The organism is Cellulomonas sp. URHB0016 (genome assembly GCF_054057935.1).
Genome location: NZ_JBSRZU010000001.1, coordinates 3,436,858 through 3,454,043 on the forward strand (window position 1 = coordinate 3,436,858; position 17,186 = coordinate 3,454,043).

The following is a 17,186-nucleotide window of genomic DNA, read 5'->3' on the forward strand; positions in this document are numbered from 1 at the left end:
GCTCAGGCTTCGCTGCCCGTGAGCGACGCCAGCGCCGCAGCGGCCGACTCCACACCGACCTCCGCGAACGGCCGCAGGAGCGACGACGTGTGTTCCGCCGGGACCTTGTCACCGAGGACGATCGCCTTGGCCGTCATCTGGATCATGCCTCTGACGAGGGCCCGGTCCAGCGGCCCGGAGAAGTCGGCGCGAGACAGGCCCAACGCCTTGTGGGTGTCGAGCGACGCCTTGGAGGTGGCGCTCTGCAGCGAGGCCGACCACCTGGCATACCCCACAGCCTTGACGGCATCGTCGACGCCCGGCTGATCCGCAAGCTCCACGAAGCGTGACCAGTCCACGTCCCGTGTACGGACCTCGGCCACGAACCGGGCGACGACCTCACTGTGGGGACCGAACTTGCCGTTGGTCATCACTACCTGGCTCTCAGGGGGTCGACGGGACAGGGACCCGGGTGTTCGCGACACCTCGGCGATCGGACGTACGGCGCTGCTCGCGGCCTCACTACGGCTGTTCTGCACCACAGTTGGCCAGGCGATTCCGGATGTCTTGTTTCGGACCTCGGCGAGAACGCGTGGTCACCGATCGAGGCGCTCCAATGCGGCGGCGGCGGCGGTGAACCCCACGTCGGCGAACGGACCGAGGAGGGCGCGACGCGAGTCGTGAGGCACCTTGTCGCCAGCAGCGATGACCTTGGCCGCGGTAATGACGTCGGTCTCGAGCGCGATGAATCGGGCCCAGTTCTCGGGGAACATTGCTCGGGTCAGGCCAAGACTTCGAAAGGCATCGTCGGCGGCACTGTCGACTGCGTGGTCCATTGCCGCGTCCAGGCGGGGGTCCAACGTTCTGAAGAGGCCGCGGCGGCCGGGGACTCCTTGCGCGAGGCGGTCGAGGTACCTGCTCCAGTCGGCAGGAGTCGACTGGCGTACCTCGACGACAAACCTCTCGACCAGGTCACCATGTGTTCCGTATTGCGACTGGACCACGACTAGACGCCTCCCCGCACCAGGTCGATCGGACCAAGCTTGACACTCAACGGCACAGCCCCGAGGCGGTGTTCCGGCAGACCATGTCGGCCAGCCTCGGTCAGCCGGTGTGGGAGGCGAGCGGCTCGACGACCGAGGTGAACCCGACGGCTGCGAACGGACGCAGGAGCGTGACGGCATGTTCGGGTGCGAGCTGGTCGCCCGCCGCGAGTGCGAAGGCAGCTGTGTTGATGGCGTCATCGATCCGCATCAGCTGACGGCGGCCCGGAAAGTCGTCGGGCGAGAGCCCGAGTGACCGGAACGCAGCGACCGCGTTGGCGTCGACCGTAGTCCGCACCGATGCCGGGAGCCGGACGGCCATCACGGCATCCGTCGCTTCGACCTGGGCCTGGCTGGGTCGCACCCGCTCCAGCAGTGCCGACCAGGTTGCCGATTTGCTAGCACGCACCTCGGCGAGGAAGTCCGCAACGTCCTGCCCGTGGGGACCGTACTTGTCCATGCGTCCTCCTTCCTTGTTCACGGCAGGCCGTCCTGGACGACGATCCTGACATTCATGCGAACGTCGCCCAAGAGTTCGTCAGGGAGGCCCACGGAGTCCAGCAGGAGGTCCATCTGTCGCCGCAGACGAACGGCATTCCCGCCGCGCCCCCAGCCCCATCCGTACGAGCTGTTGACACCCCTGTCACCCATGCCCGTGAACTGCAGAGGGTTCCCTCCGGGACGCTGGTCCGGTCCGTGGAGCGCGGCCTGGTCGGACATCTGGCGCTCGGCCTGCGCCAGTGCGTCCGCGGGGGACCGAGGCCCGGAAGTCCCGGGCGCGCCGCTCCAGGTCCGCCAGCCGCGGCTTGATCGCCGACAGCGCGCCCGCGTAGGTGTCGAGGTGGCGTGACGCGTCGTCGAACCGCGACTTCAGGTCCGCCGCCGACGTCACCGCAGGCCCCATCACCGCGATGGCGTGCACGGCGCTACTGGCGGCCTCGTTGCACCTGTCCTGGGCGGCGGGCGTTGCCGAGTCGACGCTGCCCGACTGGACTTCGTCGAGATATTCGGCTGGAGCACCGGATCTGCGCGTCTGAGCCCGAACGTTGGCCATCAACCTCGTACGCGAGGGTCAGGTGGGCCTGGCGGCGGAGAGTGTGCTGACGGCCGAGGGGAATCCCTCGTCGGCGAACGGCCGCAGGAGTTCCTCGACGTGCTCCCTGGCCAGCTTGTCCTGAACTGCGATCGCCTTCGCCGCTGCCGAGATCGCCACCTTGATCGTGCCGAGCGCGAAGGGATCGTCGAAGTCTGCGCGAGTCAGACCGAGTGATCCGTAGGCGCGTAGAGCGGCCTTGTCGACTGCTGACAGGACTGCCGCGGGCCAGGACACTCGCGTGAGCGCGGCGACCGCCGGCCGTTGTCCAGGGTTGTCCGCCCTCGCCGCGATGTCTGGCCATCCGGTCGTGCACTGGCGGACCTCGTCGAGGAACTGCTCGACGAGTGCAGCGTGCGGTCCGAAACTCTGCGGCACGGAGACCACCTTTCTGTCAGGCGACAGCCGGGGCGACGTCCCTGAGGTCAAACTTCACGCTCATCCGTACATCTCCCCAGAGTTTCGGGTCGAGACCCGAGGCCCTCAGGGCGTCGCGCACTCCAAGTCGCATGTCGTCGGCCAGCGTCTTCCACTGCGATCCTATTGACCGGTTGACGCCGCGCTCGCCCATGCCGGTGAACTGGAATGGGTCGCCACCAGCTCGCTGATCGGGTCCGTGCAAGGGATCCTGTCGTGCCAGCTCCTGTCCGGCCAGCTCGACCGCCTGCCCGTGACTAACGCCCCGCTCGGCCATGATCCGATCGGCGAGCAGAGTGATCTGCTGGGCACGGTAGGGGCCCTGGTTGTTGAGACGTTCGACGAACGCGTCGAACCGCTCGGTCCAGTTCCCGAGGGACATCTGGTTGATGGCCCTCTCCTGGAGGTCGAGTTGCCTCAGGAACTCGGCGGGGTCGTGCCACGCCTTCTTGCGTTCGAATGTGAGTTGTACGTCGTCGGCGAGCCGAAGTACGCCGTTGTCGTTGATGACGGTGCCGTTGTCGACGTAGGGGCGCAGTTCCTCGGGGATGACGTTGGGGTCGAGCAGGCGGCCGCTGTCGGTGAGGCCGGAGGGGGAGGGGACGTCGGGGTCGACGGTGCCGATGTTGCCGTGCTCGCCGCGCGGGGTGCCGTCATAGTGAGGGTGCGACGGGTCGTAGGCGGGGTCGTTCCAGTGCTCGCGCGGCACCTGCGTGACGTCAGGGCGTCCGTCGGGGTGTGTGCCGCCCTCCCACTCGGGGGCGTGCCCGTTGGTGGTGGGCTGGTGCGGCGTCGTCCCGTCGGTTCCGGTGCCGGCACCGGTGTGGGGGTCGTGGACCGGCGGGGTGTGCGGGGTGCCGTTCGTGGTGGGTGTCTCGACGTGCGGCACGGTCGTGCCGCCGCCAGCGCCGGCGCTGGCGTGGGTGGGTGGGGTGACGTCGGGGACGCCGCCGCCGTGTCCGAACAGGCCGTTGCTGACCGGGGTGTGGGGCTGGTGCACGGAGGGGGTGGCGCGGCCGGCGTCGGTCATGGCCGCGACCAGTGCGCTGCCGTTGAGGCGCACGCCACCGGCGCCGGCGACGGCGAGCCGGTTGCCGGGCATCCGGGAGAGCAGCTCGTCGAGGTCGAACCCCTTGACGGCGAGCTTGATCCCGACGACGACCTTGACGCCGCCCTTGATGATCCAGGACCCGCCCTGCACGGCGAACTCGGTGACACCGGCGCTGATCTTGACCAGCCGGGCGCCGATGCTGGCGGCCTTGAGCCCGCCGGAGACCTCACCGGCGCCGGGGATGAACAGGGTGCCGATGTTCAGCACGGCACCGGTCCCCGCGGCGACGCCGTCCTCCTTCCAGGCGTGCCAGCCGTCCTTCGCGTTCGGGTCCCACCCGACCAGGCTGCCGCCCGCGTTGCGGACCACGACCGCCCGGTCGTACATGAAGTCGGTGAACCCGTTCTGCTGACCGGTGGCGCCCATCCCGATCGCGACCCACGCGGCCGGCGAGGCCATCAGCGCCACGGACCCGACCAGGTCACCCAGCCCGCCCCAGGACTGCCCGTAGGCGTCGCCGCTGAACCAGTCGCCGTTCTCCGGGTTGTACCCCAGGATCAGCATCCCGACGCCCTGCACGAGGCCCTTGCCCCACTCGTAGGTGCCGTGCCCCACCGACTCGCGGCAGTTGCGGTCCTCGAGCCCGGGGCTGCCCCAGGGCATGTCCACCTCGCCGGAGGTGAACGCCTCGGCGGGGATGGCCTCCACGGGGGTCATGCACATGTTCGTGACGAGCCCGTTGACCGCGTTCGCGCAGGTGGACGCAGCCGTGGAGATGTCCGCCAGGATGCGGGCGTACTCCTCGAGCAGGTCCTGGTTCTTCTCGAACGTCTCGCCGTCCTGGTTCCACGGGACCTTGACGCGACGCTCGTCGACACCGGGCACCCAGTCGAACGCCCACTTCATGTGGTCACCGAACGAGGCGTCCGAGGAGTCCGACGCGTCCACCCACACCCCGTCGACCACCGACGCACGGAACTCCCGCGCCCGCCGCTCCAGGTCCGCCAGCCGCGGCTTGATCGCCGACAGCGCGCCCGCGTAGGTGTCCAGGTGGCGTGAGGCGTCGTCGAACCGCGACTTCAGGTCCGCCGCCGACGTCACCGCAGGACCCATCACCGCGAACACCTTCTCCTGCTCGGGTGCCCGGTAGCAGCCCGAGAGCCGGTCCCAGCTCGTCTTGACGTCACCGGTCTTCTCGCTGACCGCGTGGCCCATGGTCCGCAGCGACGTCGCCGACGCGGTGACGTGCGAGGGGTCCAGGTCGGCCGACTTCGCCGGGAACTTCGAGGGGTCGATCAGAGCACCACTCATCGTCGCCCCCTCATCCCTTGTAGCCGTGCTCGACGAAGTACGTGAAGTCGCCGGTCTCGGCCGCGCGCACGAGCTGCGTCTGGTACGAGCCCGCCATCTCCTCCTGGCCGTTGTTGTACGCGATGACCGCGTTCGCGACACCGACGGTGCCCGCGTTGATCCGGTTGCCGATGTTCGTGAGGTTGCGCGACTGGTCGCTCAGCACCGCGTTGACCGCCGCACCGACGTCGGCGGTCAGCGGTCCGCCCCACGTGAGCCCGTCGAGCACTGCCTGGAACTTGGGCTCCGTGAGCTGCTCGCCGAGCTCTGTCGCGGTCTCCTGCACGTCGGTGAGGACCGACTGCACGTCGGCCGGCTGGATGCTCCACCGTGTCATCGGGGGTCTCCTTCTGGCATGTCGGGGCCTAGACCCGATCCTTGACGACGCCACCCACAGCGACGGCGATGGCGTCGGCCAGCGCGCGTCCGGGGGCGGGGTCGCCGAACGGGATGGTCATGTCGGTCCACAGGCCGAATGTCGTCGGAGGGTCGACGACCGCGGCGGCGGCCTGTGTGGGGTCGAGCACGGGGCGCGACGGGTACACCTGCAGGACGGCGTGGCCCTCGACGTCGACCACCTGCCGGATCAGCCCGTCGTGGTAGTCCAGGAAGGACCCGTCCGGGTGGGTGTCGGCGGCGGCCCGGACGATCGTGTCCGCCGTCGGCGCCACGTCGCTGAGCAGCACGAGCTCGGTGGGCATCACACCTCCCCGTCGAAACCTGCGGCCGCGGCGATGCGCTCCGGGCCCACGTCGTACGCGAACGCCATGAGCTGCGCCCAGAGGCCGACGTCCGGGTCGCTGAACCGCACGACGACGGCGGGGGAGCGGCCGGTGCCCAGGACCGTGACGTCGTGCTTCTCGACGAGGGCGGTCAGGTCGAGCTCCAGGTCGTACACCCCGCGCGGGCCGATCAGCACGGCGAGCGGCACCTCGGGACGCTTGCCCGTGGTGGTCTGCGACGGGCCGGGGTCGAACTGGGTGAGCGAGACGAACCCGATGGTGGGCCTGAACCGCTCGGCGACGGCCGTGAGCGCGTCCGACGCCCGCTGCACCGGGCCGGCGATGTGCCGCGGGTACGCGCCCAGGACGACGCCGCCCTTCGCCTGCTCCAGCACGCCGTGGCGGGTGCGGGCCGCCGACACATCGACGAACGACCCGTCGGGCGCCCAGGCGTGCAGCGTGGCCGTCACCGGCATCCCGGCGCGGGCGGCCGCCGTCACGGCGGGCACGCTCCACGGCTCCAGCAACGGCTCGTGCGGCCCCCACAGCGTGAGGTCCCTGCCGCCGAGAGCGGTGACCGCCGCCTGCGCGAGGTCGCCCACAGTCGTCGCCTCCGTCGCACGGGAGTGCGCGTAGACGTCGAACATGAGCACGCCCACGCCGTCAGGCGACGCGTGGTCGTAGCCCGGGAGCCGGTCACGGTCGGTGCCCGAGCGGCGCCACAGCTCCTCGAACGCGTCGATCCGGTAGCCCGAGAGCCCGTCGAACACGCCGGCGTCCGTGCGCACGGCCCAGTAGCCGCCCGCCCGGCGCAGGGCGAGCGACACGGCCGGGCTCAGGGACGCTCCGTCGAGCGTCACGAGGACCGGGCGCAGCTGGTCGGTGACCGCGACGTCGAGGAACGCCGCCAGGGGCGCGGTCAGCAGCACGTGCCGCGTCTGCGCCGCCCAGGCGACGTACTCCTCGGTCCACTCGTCGGCCACCGGGTGGACGACGTGCATGCTCAGCCCGGGATGTACGAGGCGGCGCGCTGCAGGGAGCGGCGGGCGATCTCGTCGTTGTCGGCCAGGGAGTTGCGGATGGCCGAGATGATGCCGCGGACCTCGGTGCCGGCCGCGTTCCACTGGTGCTCGACGCCGGCGTACTGGTCGGAGACACCGTCGGCCTGGTAGACGGCCAGGGCGGCCTTCACGTCCTGGTCACGGCGCGCCAGGGCGGCCTCCAGTGCGGCGGCGGCCCGCTCGAAGTTGGCCTGCGCCGACTGCGAGGACGCGATGTCGAAGTCGTTACGGTCGATCTGGTTGCTCGACATGATCCGGTCCCCTCTCAGCGCGGTGCGAACTTGGTGGTGTCGGCGCCGGCGAAGTCCGCCGACCCCTCGGCCGAGGCGTGCGCGTCGGCGCCCTCGTCGGCCGCGGTCACGAACGCCAGGTTCTGCCCGGCGATCGACTCGGTGATCCCGACCAGCGCGTTGCTCAACGTGGCCGCGACCTCGTCGGTGCGGGACTTGAACGAGTTGAACGCCGCCTTCGCGGTCCCGTTGAACGTCCCCTCCAACGGCTCCGCCGCCTCCACGAGGTTGCGGACCAGCTGGGCCAGGTCGTCGGACTCGGTGGACGTCTTACGGCCCAGCACCTGCAGCGCGTCGGCCTCCATCGCGAACTTCATGGATCCCCCTTGATCGGTCCTGGCCGCTTCGGGGAGCGACCGGGCGGGTCGATTCGTCCCGATGCTAGGGGCGACCGGACCGGCCCGCCAGGGCGTTCTCAGGGTGTGTCGGGCGCCCGGGGCGGCTGCGCACCTGCGGATTCCGCACCCCATCAGGAGCGATGCACGGGACGGGGAGAGGGGCGGTTTCACCCGGTTCATCGGGAGGTGTGCCGGCGGGGACGACGAATTCCGCAGATCGGCTCGTGGCCGCGTCCATGTCGGTCCCGCACGGTAGCGTCATGGCGTTCCACGGCCGACGGAGGACAGATGCCGACCTTCTCGCACTTCACGACGGTGGCGCCGATCGCGGACGACACGATCGCCCGTTTCGCGGACCAGGTGCCGGCGCCCGTCGTCACCGCCTGGCGCGAGCACGGTGCCGGTCTCGTCGGTGACGGATACGTCCGCCTGCTCGACCCCGACCACGCCCGGCAGATGCTCGACGGCGTGGTCGGGATGCCCGAGGGCACGGTCCCCGTGCTGGCGACGGCCCTGGCGGACCTCGTGTTCTGGATCGAGCCGCTGTTCCACATCGCCCGGTTCCGGTGGGGCGTCATCGAGACCCTGCACTTCGACGCGGCGCTGCTGTTCGCGGACGTGCAGAAGGACGAGGTCCTGGACGGCGTCCTGGAGCGCGGCCCGTACACGCAGGCGGTCGGGCGGCTCGGTGTGCCGGGGATCGACGAGTGCTACGGGTACGTGCCGCTGCTCGCGCTCGGCGGCAGCTCCGACCCCTCGCACCTCGACCGCGGCGGCCTGTGGGAGCACCTCGCGGTCGTCATGCAGCTCGCCGGACCGCCGAGGCCCCGCCAGGCATGACCGGCGCCCGGCAGGGGGCGTTCGCGCCCGTCGACGACCCGCCCGACCTCGCACGACGGTCGGGTGGGTCGCGCGTGCCGGTGCCCGTGGAGCTCGACGCCTTCGTCCCCGCGGCCGGTGCCCGGCGGGCATGGCTCCTGCTCGACGTCGTGCTCCTCGTCGTCGTCCCGGCCGCGCTGGGGGTGGCGCAGGTGTGGGTCGGCGTGGTGGCCGTGGTCGCCGCGGTGACCGCCGGCGTGGCGGGGCTGCTGCGGACCGGCAGGACGCCCGCGCACCGGGTGCTCGGCCTGCGCACGGTCGGCCGCACGACCGCCCTCCCCCCGACCGTCCGTGAGCTCCTCGGCGCCGACGCCGTGTCACTCGACGTGCGCCAGGGCACGGACCCGCTCCGGTTCGAGCCGCGACCCCGGGCGGCGGTGCCCGTGGTCCGCGTCGACCCGTGGGCCGCGGACGGCGGCCGCACGGCCCGGGCCGTCCTGATGCTCGACGACGGCACGGTCGTGACCGTGCCCGTGCCGACGGTGCTCGGCCGCAACCCGGTGCCGTCGGGGCCCGGCGCGGTCGCCGTCCGGGTGACCGACCTCAGCCGGACGCTGTCCCGGAGCCACGTCGAGGTCGCACCGCACGACGACGGCCTCCTCGTCACCGACCTGGGCTCGGCGAACGGCACGGCCGTCGCGATGCCCGGGGCCGAGTTCGAGATGCTGGCGCCCGGTGCGACGGCCGTCGTCCCGGTCGGCGGCCGGCTCGTCATCGGGGACCGCACCATGGTGGTCGCCGACCGCTCCGCGGTGGAGGTGCCGTGATCGACCGCGACCAGGTCCTGCTCGAGTCGACGGCGACGCACCGGGAGCGCGTCGCCGCCGCGCTGCTGTTCGGCGCCCTGGACGAGCGTCGCAAGGCGCCGACCAACCTCAAGCGGTTCGTCGTGTCGGTGGTCCTCGCCGCGGTCGCGTGCGTCGGGTGCGTGGGGTTCTCGTTCGTGGTGGGGCTGCTGGACGACCGGCGCCAGGAGCAGGCCGTGCAGTCCCTCACCGCGGCCATGGCGGCGAACCCGCTGCCGGCGACGGCCGACCTCGTGAAGGACCCCCAGACCGGCTTCCTCCGGGACGCCCGCACCGGGGACCTCGTCGACCCCCGGACCGGGTTCCCCGTCGACGAGGACACCGGGTTCATCCGGACCCCGGACGGCCGCTGGACCGACCCGCGGACCGGATGGTTCGTCGACCCCGCGACGGGCTACCTGACCGACCCCGCCAGCGGCGTCACGGTCGACCCCACGACGATGCGCGTGGTGAAGGAGGACGAGTGAGCGGCGGGTACACGCGGTTGACCGTGCAGGGGGCGCACCGCAAGGCCGAGGTGGTCGTGCCGGACGACGAGGCGGTGGCTGCGCTGCTGCCCTCCATCCTGGAGCTGCTCGCCGAGGAGCGGGTGGCCGGCGCGCGGCCCGTCACGCTCGTCGACGTCCTGGGCCGGCAGGTCGACGCGACGCGGAGCCTCGCCGACCAGGAGGTGGTGCAGGGCACCCTGCTGCGCGTCGTGCGGGTCGACCAGGCTCCGCCGCCGCCCGAGGTCGCCGACGTCACCGACGTCGTCGCCGGTGCGCGCGACGCGCGGCCGGACAGCTGGCGCCCGGTGTGGGGGCGAGCAGTCACGGCGGTCGTCGCGGCGGCCGCCGGGTGGACGGCGACGCTCGCTGCGACCACCTACCTCGGGACGGACCTCGCGGTCCTCGTCGGCCTGGCCGCCGCGACCGTCCTGGTGGCGACGGCGGTGGCGCGCGTCGGTGCCACCGGTCCCGCGACGGTCCTCGGGGCGGCCGCGGTGGGTGCCGGCGTCGGCCTCGCGCCCACGATGGCCGAGCGGGCCGTGGACCGTGCCCCCGGCAGCATCGCGCTCGTCATGTGGGCGGCCCTGTGCCTGGTGGTCGCGCTGCTCGCCGGGGTCGGGCTCCGGCGCACGGCGACGGCCGTCGGTGCGCTCACGGGAGTCGGCCTCGCCGTGGTCGCCCTGGCGCTGGTCCCGTTCTCCGGGCCGGCCGGGGCGGCGGCGGTGACGGCCGTGCTCGGCACGCTCGTGCTCGGGCTGCTGCCCGGTGTCGCCATGACGGTCAGCGGGCTCAACGGACTCGACGACCGCGTGGTCGCCGGCCACCGGCCGGTGCGGGCCGCTGTCGAGGGTGCCGTCGACGAGACGTACCGCGCGCTGACCTGGGCCACCGTGGCGACCAGCGGCGTGGTCGCCGTGACGGGCTGGGTGCTCGCCGTCGACGACGGCCCGTGGTCGTCGTGGCTCGCACTGGTCGTCGTCGCGCTGGTGGTGCTGCGTGCCCGGGTCCTGCCGCTCGTGCCGCAGCGCCTGGCGCTGTGGGCGGCCGGCGGTGCGATCGCCCTCGGCTGGGTCACGGCGCGGGCGGCGGAGTCGCCCGGGACGGTCGTCGCCGGTGCGGTCGGGCTCGTCGTGGTCGCCGCCGTCGCCGCCGGGGCTCGGCCGACCCCGCCGCTCGCGGCCCGCCTGCGGCGTGCGGCGTCCCTCGTCGAGCTCGTCGCCGTGCTCGCCACCGTCCCGCTGCTGCTCGCCCACCTCGGGGTGTTCGACGACCTGCTGGCGACGTTCGGATGAGGCGGGGCGTCGGTGTGCTCGAGCACGTGCTCGCGTCGGCGGTGCCCGACCGGGTGCGTGAGCTCGTCGTGCTCGACGAGGCCCTGCGTGCGCCCCTGCCGCTCAGCACCCGGGTCGGCGTCGTCGGCGTGGCGGGCGGCGTCGGCTGCTCGGTCGTCGCCGGCCTCCTCGCCTCGACCCTCGCCGCCCGGCGGCCGCACCGGGTGCTCGCCGTCAACGCGTCCGCGGGCGGGCATTCGCTGCTCTGGCACGCCGGGATCACGTCCGTGGTCCCCGCGGCCCCCGCGACCGACGAGGTGAGGCTCGCCGCCCGGACGGGTGCGCAGGCCGTCGACGGTCTCGCGCTGACCGCCGGCGGGCTGCACTGCCTCGACCTGGCGGTCGACGGCGGTCCCGTGCCCGACTCGCGCTGGTGGCAGGCGCTCGGGCCGGCGGGCCGGTTCTTCGACGTCATCACCACCGACTGGGGCGCCCGGTCCGCGGGCCGGGCCGCACCGGTCGCGGCGTCGAGCTCCGTCGTCTGTGTCGTCGCGGAGGCCGAGCGCTCGTCGTGGCAGCTCGGCGTGGACCTCGTGGACCGGTTCACCGCGGCGGGTGTCCCGGGCGTCCTCGCCGTGAACGCGCTGCGGTCCCGCCCGGCCGCCTGGTGCGCGGAGGCGGCGCGGCTCTCGCCGGTGCCTGTGGTGCTCGTCCCGCACGACCGCGCCCACGGCGCCGTGGCGCCGGTGCAGGCGGCACAGCTGCGCACGGTGACGGGCGTCGCCGTCCTGCGGCTCGCCGCGGCCCTGGTCTCCGCGGCCGGGCCGGCCGCCCGCGGAGGGCTTCCAGCGACCCGCGAGACCACCCCCGAGACCATGAGCGAGACCTCCGGCCGGGCGGGGTCGGCCACCCGCGAGGCGTCCGGCCGGGTCCTCGCGGGGCGGAGGGCGGCGTCGTGACCGTCACCGTGGTGCACCGCCCGACCCGCTCGACGGTGCCGCTCGCCCCACCGGAGGTCCGGACGCTCTCCGCGCCACCGCCGATGGAGGACGACCGGGGCTCCCGGACGCCGCTGCAGTTCCTCCTGCCGGTCGTCGGCGCCATGTCGTCGGTCATCATGATGGTGGTGCTGCGCAACGGGCAGCCGCTGTTCCTCGTGGTCGCGGCGCTCGTGTTCGTCGTCGCGATCATCGGCGGCGTCGGCTTCGCGCTCACCGCCCGCGGTCGTGCGGCGCGCGGTGCGCGGGAGCGGCGCGAGGCCTATCTCGACTACCTGGAGCGGCTGCGCGCCGACCTGACCCGCGAGGCGGCGCAGGCGCGCACCCAGGCGACGACCCTGCACCCCGAGCCGGCGGCGCTCACCGACGTCGCCCGCGACCCGTCCCGCGTGTGGGAGCGCCGGCGGCGCGACGGCGACTTCCTGGCGGCGAGGGTGGGCACCGGGGCGGTGCCGTGGTTCGGCCTCGCCGTCCCCCCGCCCGAGTCGCCTGTGCAGCCGCACGACCCGCTGATGTCCGCCGAGGTCGGGCTCGTCGTCGAGCAGTACGCGCACGTCGACGCGATGCCGGTGACGGTCGACCTGCGCCGCGCCGGCGTCGTCGCGGTGGTCGGCGACCGGGCGCGGACCGTCCCCCTGGTGCGGGCCCTGGTGCTGCAGCTCGCCGCCGCGCACAGCCCCGACGACCTGCTGCTCGCGGCCGCCTATCCGGCCGAGCGGGCCGCCGCCTGGTCGGGCTTCGACCTGCTGCCGCACGTCGCCGACCTGGACGCGTTCGACGGGCCGGTGCCCGCCCGCCGGGTCGCCCCCGACCTCGCGAGCCTCTCCCGGGTGCTCGCCCGGACGCTGGCCGACCGGGCGCAGCAGGCGAGGGCGTCGCGGCGCACCGGGGGAGAGGGCGGCCCGGCGTCCCGGCTCGTCGTGGTGGACGACGCGCACGGCGGGCGGGCGCAGCGGCTCCCCGTGCCCGCCGCCGACGCTCGCTCGCTGGGGGTGAGCGTGGTGCACCTGCTCGACGACCGGCTCGACGAGCCCGACGACGTCGACGTGCGGATCGTGCTGGACGACGACGGCGCCGTCCTCGTCCAGGCGCCGGGGACCGCGGCGACCACCGAGCTCCGCCTCGACCCCGACGCGGTGACGGGCCCGGTGTTCGCGGCCGTCGCCCGCGTGCTCGCCGCCCTGCGCACGGCCCAGGTCACCGCGCCCGACGAGGAGGACGACCGCACCCCGTCGGTGCACGACCTCCTCGGCATCGAAGGGCCGCAGACGCTCGACCCCGCGACGTTGTGGGCGGCTCGGGACGAGGCGGACTTCCTGCGCGTGCCGTTCGCGTGGGACGACAGCGGCGCACCGGTACACCTGGACCTCAAGGAGTCGGCACAGCTCGGCATGGGTCCGCACGGCATCTGCGTGGGCGCCACCGGGTCCGGCAAGTCGGAGATGCTGAGGACCCTCCTGCTGGCGCTCGCGCTCACACACCCGCCCGAGGACCTCGCCATGATCCTCGTGGACTACAAGGGCGGTGCCGCGTTCGCGCCCCTGGCTCCGCTGCCGCACCTCGCAGGGCTGATCGACAACCTCGCGGACGACCCACAGCTCACCACCCGGGCCCGGGCATCCATCACCGGCGAGGTGGTGCGCCGGCAGCGGCTGCTCAAGGACGCCGGCTCGCTGCCGTCGATCACGGCGTACCGGCGGCTGCGCGCCACGGACCGCCCCGAGCTGCCGCCGCTGCCGCACCTGTTCGTCGTCATCGACGAGTTCGGCGAGCTGCTCACCGCCGAGCCCGAGTTCGTCGACCTGTTCCTGCAGATCGGCCGCATCGGCCGGTCCATCGGGGTGCACCTGCTGCTGTCCAGCCAGCGGGTCGAGGCCGGCAAGCTGAGGGGCCTCGACACGTACCTGTCGTACCGGCTGGGCCTGCGCACGTTCAGCGAGGCGGAGTCGCAGGTGGTGCTCAGCACGGCCGACGCCTACCACCTGCCGTCGCTGCCGGGCTTCGGGTTCCTCAAGGTCGACACCAGCGTGTACACCCGGTTCCGCGCCGGGTACGTGTCCGGTCCCGCGGGCCGCGCCGAGGCGCCGCTGGTCGGCACCGGCGGGAAGGTCCTCGTGCTGCCGACGTTCAACGGCATGCGCGGCCGGCGGGTCGCCGACGACCGTCCCTCCACTCCGGAGGAGGGGCCGTCGCTGGTCGACGAGGTGGTCCGCCGGCTGCGCACGCCCGAGCGGGCCGTGTCGCCGGTGTGGCTGCCGCCGCTGCCCGACCGGGTCGGGCTCGGGGCGGTCGTCGACCAGGCGGACCGGTCGGCGGCCGGCCTCTCCGTGGTCATGGGGCTGCTCGACGATCCCGCCAGGCAGTCGCAGGGCGCGTGGCGGCTCGACCTGACGCGCGCGGGCGGGCACGTCGCCGTCATCGGGGCGCCGCAGTCCGGCCGCACCACGGTGCTGCGCACGCTCGCCGTCTCCCTCGCCCTCACGGCGACCCCGCGGCAGGTGGCGATCTACGGCATGGACCTGTCCGGCGGTGGGCTGGCGCGCATCGAGGGCCTGCCGCACGTGGGTGGGGTCGCGACCCGGTCGCACCGGGAACGGCTGGTCCGGCTCGTCGAGGAGCTCACCGGGATGCTCGCTGCCCGCGAGCACGTGTTCCGCACGCACGACATCGACTCGGTCGGCCAGCTGCGGGCATGGCACGCCGCCGGGCGGGTGCCCGAGCTCGCCGCTGCCGACGTCGTGGTGCTGGTCGACGGCTACGGCCAGCTCCGCGCCGACTTCCCGGAGCTCGAGGACGCGTTCGTCTCCGTCATGCAGCGGGCCGCGACGTTCGGCATCCACCTGGTGCTCGGGCTGACCCGGTGGAGCGACCTGCGGATGGCGCACCAGTCGCTCGTCGGCACCCGCGTCGAGCTGCGGCTCAACGACCCGGCCGAGTCGAGCGTCGACCGCAAGCTGTCCGCCACCATCTCGCCGGACACCCCCGGGCGGGTGCTGCTCGACGACAGGCGGTTCGCGCACGTCGCGCTGCCCGTGCTCGACGTGGTGCCCGACGACGAGGTCGGCGAGCACCTCGAGGCGCTCGCCGCGCGCACGGCCGCCTCGTGGTCCGGCCCGGCGGCGGCGCCGATCCGGCTCCTGCCCGGCGTGGTGCATCCGGCCGACCTGCCGGACCGGTTCGACGAGCCCGACACCGTCCCGTTCGGGCTGCGCCAGGACACCATGGACGCCGCCCTGTGGGAGCTGCTCGGAGACGACCAGCACCTCCTCGTGCTCGGCGACGCCAGGTCCGGCAAGTCGACCCTGCTGCGCACGATCGCGATGGGCCTGCAGGACAGGTTCACGTCCGACGAGGTGACCATCGCCGTCGTGGACGTGCGCGGGCACGTGCCGGCCGTCGTGGGGGAGGACTACCTCGCCGCGCACGCCCGGACCGCCCAGCACGCGCGCGGCCTCGCCACGTCCATCGCCGCGGAGCTCGACAAGCGCCCCGCGCGCGACGCGGCGACCCGCGCGAAGGAACCGCGCATCGTGCTCCTCGTCGACGACCACGACGTGGTCGCCGCAGCCGGCGCCGACCCGTTGGAGCCGCTCCTGCCGTACCTGCCGAGCGCCCGCGACCTCAAGCTGCACCTGGTGGTCGCACGTCCCGTCGCGGGTGCCGGTCGTGCGCTGTACACCCGGTCGCTGCAGGTCACCCGTGACACCGGCGGGTCCACGCTGGTGATGTCCGGGGAGCGCAGCGAAGGCCCGCTCGTGGGGCGCGTGCACGCCGAGCGGTTCCCGCCCGGCCGCGGCCGGTTCGTGCGTCGCGGTGCCAACCCCTTCATCGTGCAGGTCGCCGAGACGCCGCTGCCGGAGGACGGATGAGGACCGTCGCCGTCGGCGGGACCGCGGGCGGGGTCGGTGTGACCACGCTCGTCGCGCTCGCCCACACCGGGCTGCGCGTCGCGCCCGCCGGGGCGCCCTGGGTGCTCGGCCCCGACGGCGGGGACGCGAGGACCCGGTCCAGGAGCGACGAGACGACCGAGGTCGACGTCGGATCGGCCGTCTGGGACGCCGGAGTGCTCCGCCCGGACGCCGCGCTCGCCCAGCTCGTCACCCCGGAGATCACCGTGGCGCTCGTCGCGCCCGCGACCCCCCGGGGGATCACCGACGCCGAGGCCGTGCTCGCGGAGCTGGCACGGGTGGACGGCGCGCTCGCGGCACGGTCGTGCCTCGTGCTCACCGGTGTCCACGGCCGACCGCTCCGGGTGGCCGCGCCGCCCTACGACCACGTCCTGCGCGTGCCGTACGACCCGCGGCTCGCGGCGCCCGGCCCGGTCGCCGAGGACCCCGGCCTGCGTCCCGCGACCCGGCGGGCGCTCGAGATCTGGCGGACGTGGGTGACCGACGCGGTGGCTCCTCGGACCTGACTGCACGGCGCCCCACGTGACCGACGTGGCAGGACGCGACGGACCGGGGCGCGGACGGCGGGGCGGGGCGCCCGGCCCGCGGCGAGACCGCCGTGGAGGTCGACCGGACGGTCCGGACCAACCGCCGTGGTGGTCCCGCTCGTCTTCGGGTGGCTCGTCATGGCGCACCGGTGCGTCCGGCATCGGCGTCACTCATGTGCTCACATCGCCGGCTCAGGTGCCGATATGCCGGGCATACGTCCCCTCGAACCGAGACCTCTGGAGTCGAACATCATGAGTGGAACCGCTCCCAAGGAGTCCACGCGCAGGACGACCGTCATGGCGGCCGCTGTCGTGGTCGGCTTGATCGCGAGCGGCGGTCTCGTGCTGCGCAGCACCGAAGCCGTCTTCAGCGCGAACGTGACCAACGGCTCCAACAGCTGGAACACCGGCTCGGTCGCGATCAGCACGGACCTGGCCGGCGTGGTCATGTTCGACTCGGCCGTCGGCAAGGACGGCAAGATGAAGCCCGGAACCGTCCTGACCAAGTGCATCCAGGTCAGCTACACGGGTGACGTCGCCGCCAACGTCAAGCTGTACACGTCCGTCTCCGCGGAGAACGGAACGCCCGGCCTCCTCAACGACCTCACGTTCGAGATCAACGAGGGCACCGGGACCCCGGCCGCCAACGCCGCGTGCACGGGATTCACCCCCGGCACCGTCATCCAGGGCGGCCTCCCCACGGACAAGCTGTCCGCGTTCACGGCCAAGACCACCTACGCCAGCGGCGTCAGCACGTGGGCCCCGACCGGTCCGGCGACCAAGATGTACCGGTTCATGGTCACCATGCCCGCGGCCTCGACCCTGCAGGCCGCCGGCGCGACCGCGACCTTCAAGTGGGAAGCCCAGTCCTCCTGATGACCGCGGTGCGCCGGCTCGCCGGCGCACCGCGACACGACGGTCGACCCCCACGGTGGTCGACCGTCGTCCCGCGTCGAGCCGTCGGC

The 17,186-nt window shown here is 73.3% G+C and carries 19 protein-coding genes; 8 read left to right on the forward strand and 11 right to left on the reverse strand.

What is annotated here, in order from left to right; all coding sequences use genetic code 11:
* Positions 1-2 precede the first annotated feature (2 nt).
* The 11 genes from ACVW07_RS15830 to ACVW07_RS15880 form a co-directional block, all read right to left on the reverse strand.
* Positions 3-410 (reverse strand): hypothetical protein, encoded by a 408-nt coding sequence (locus ACVW07_RS15830; RefSeq protein ID WP_456820182.1) that lies wholly within the window; start codon positions 408-410, stop codon positions 3-5.
* Positions 411-575: 165 nt separating this feature from the next.
* On the reverse strand, positions 576-983 hold the full coding sequence (locus ACVW07_RS15835) for a hypothetical protein (protein ID WP_456820183.1): 408 nt from the start codon (positions 981-983) through the stop codon (positions 576-578).
* Positions 984-1,083: 100 nt separating this feature from the next.
* The gene (locus ACVW07_RS15840) at positions 1,084-1,482 is read right to left on the reverse strand and encodes a hypothetical protein (RefSeq protein ID WP_456820184.1); all 399 of its coding nucleotides are present in this window, start codon (positions 1,480-1,482) and stop codon (positions 1,084-1,086) included.
* A gap of 17 nt (positions 1,483-1,499) precedes the next feature.
* The gene (locus ACVW07_RS15845) at positions 1,500-1,763 is read right to left on the reverse strand and encodes a polymorphic toxin type 15 domain-containing protein (protein ID WP_456821097.1); all 264 of its coding nucleotides are present in this window, start codon (positions 1,761-1,763) and stop codon (positions 1,500-1,502) included.
* A 331-nt stretch (positions 1,764-2,094) separates the two neighbouring features.
* Complete coding sequence (locus ACVW07_RS15850; protein WP_456820185.1) at positions 2,095-2,493, reverse strand: hypothetical protein; 399 nt, start codon at positions 2,491-2,493, stop codon at positions 2,095-2,097.
* A gap of 16 nt (positions 2,494-2,509) precedes the next feature.
* Entirely contained in the window at positions 2,510-4,894 is a 2,385-nt protein-coding gene (locus ACVW07_RS15855) for a polymorphic toxin type 15 domain-containing protein (protein ID WP_456820186.1), read from the reverse strand.
* Between the two features lie 10 nt (positions 4,895-4,904).
* A complete protein-coding gene (locus ACVW07_RS15860; protein WP_456820187.1) occupies positions 4,905-5,270 on the reverse strand; it encodes a DUF6507 family protein in 366 nt (121 codons plus the stop codon).
* 28 nt (positions 5,271-5,298) lie between these two features.
* Entirely contained in the window at positions 5,299-5,634 is a 336-nt protein-coding gene (locus ACVW07_RS15865) for a hypothetical protein (protein WP_456820188.1), read from the reverse strand.
* On the reverse strand, positions 5,634-6,656 hold the full coding sequence (locus ACVW07_RS15870; protein WP_456820189.1) for a DUF6177 family protein: 1,023 nt from the start codon (positions 6,654-6,656) through the stop codon (positions 5,634-5,636). Before ACVW07_RS15870 ends, ACVW07_RS15865 begins: the two co-directional genes overlap by 1 nt.
* 2 nt (positions 6,657-6,658) lie before the next feature.
* Positions 6,659-6,967, reverse strand: a complete 309-nt coding sequence (locus ACVW07_RS15875; RefSeq protein ID WP_456820190.1) for a hypothetical protein — start codon at positions 6,965-6,967, stop codon at positions 6,659-6,661.
* 14 nt (positions 6,968-6,981) lie between these two features.
* Entirely contained in the window at positions 6,982-7,323 is a 342-nt protein-coding gene (locus ACVW07_RS15880; RefSeq protein ID WP_456819880.1) for a hypothetical protein, read from the reverse strand.
* 309 nt (positions 7,324-7,632) lie between these two features.
* Between ACVW07_RS15880 and ACVW07_RS15885 the strand changes: the two genes are divergently transcribed.
* The 8 genes from ACVW07_RS15885 (at position 7,633) to ACVW07_RS15920 (ending at position 17,097) form a co-directional block, all read left to right on the forward strand.
* Positions 7,633-8,184 carry a T6SS immunity protein Tdi1 domain-containing protein gene (locus tag ACVW07_RS15885; RefSeq protein WP_456820191.1) on the forward strand — a complete coding sequence of 184 codons (552 nt, stop codon included), beginning with the start codon at positions 7,633-7,635 and terminating at the stop codon, positions 8,182-8,184.
* Positions 8,181-8,990 carry an FHA domain-containing protein gene (locus ACVW07_RS15890; protein ID WP_456820192.1) on the forward strand — a complete coding sequence of 270 codons (810 nt, stop codon included), beginning with the start codon at positions 8,181-8,183 and terminating at the stop codon, positions 8,988-8,990. The genes ACVW07_RS15885 and ACVW07_RS15890 overlap by 4 nt, the downstream gene beginning before the upstream one ends.
* Positions 8,987-9,496, forward strand: coding sequence for a hypothetical protein (locus ACVW07_RS15895; RefSeq protein WP_456820193.1), 510 nt, complete (start codon positions 8,987-8,989; stop codon positions 9,494-9,496). Before ACVW07_RS15890 ends, ACVW07_RS15895 begins: the two co-directional genes overlap by 4 nt.
* Positions 9,493-10,809, forward strand: a complete 1,317-nt coding sequence (locus ACVW07_RS15900) for an EsaB/YukD family protein (RefSeq protein WP_456820194.1) — start codon at positions 9,493-9,495, stop codon at positions 10,807-10,809. Before ACVW07_RS15895 ends, ACVW07_RS15900 begins: the two co-directional genes overlap by 4 nt.
* Entirely contained in the window at positions 10,806-11,747 is a 942-nt protein-coding gene (locus ACVW07_RS15905; protein ID WP_456820195.1) for a hypothetical protein, read from the forward strand. The genes ACVW07_RS15900 and ACVW07_RS15905 overlap by 4 nt, the downstream gene beginning before the upstream one ends.
* Entirely contained in the window at positions 11,744-15,655 is a 3,912-nt protein-coding gene (eccCa, locus tag ACVW07_RS15910) for a type VII secretion protein EccCa (protein WP_456820196.1), read from the forward strand. Before ACVW07_RS15905 ends, eccCa begins: the two co-directional genes overlap by 4 nt.
* Positions 15,652-16,200 carry a hypothetical protein gene (locus tag ACVW07_RS15915; protein WP_456820197.1) on the forward strand — a complete coding sequence of 183 codons (549 nt, stop codon included), beginning with the start codon at positions 15,652-15,654 and terminating at the stop codon, positions 16,198-16,200. The genes eccCa and ACVW07_RS15915 overlap by 4 nt, the downstream gene beginning before the upstream one ends.
* Positions 16,201-16,473: 273 nt before the next feature.
* Positions 16,474-17,097 (forward strand): hypothetical protein, encoded by a 624-nt coding sequence (locus ACVW07_RS15920; RefSeq protein WP_456820198.1) that lies wholly within the window; start codon positions 16,474-16,476, stop codon positions 17,095-17,097.
* Positions 17,098-17,186: the final 89 nt, after the last annotated feature.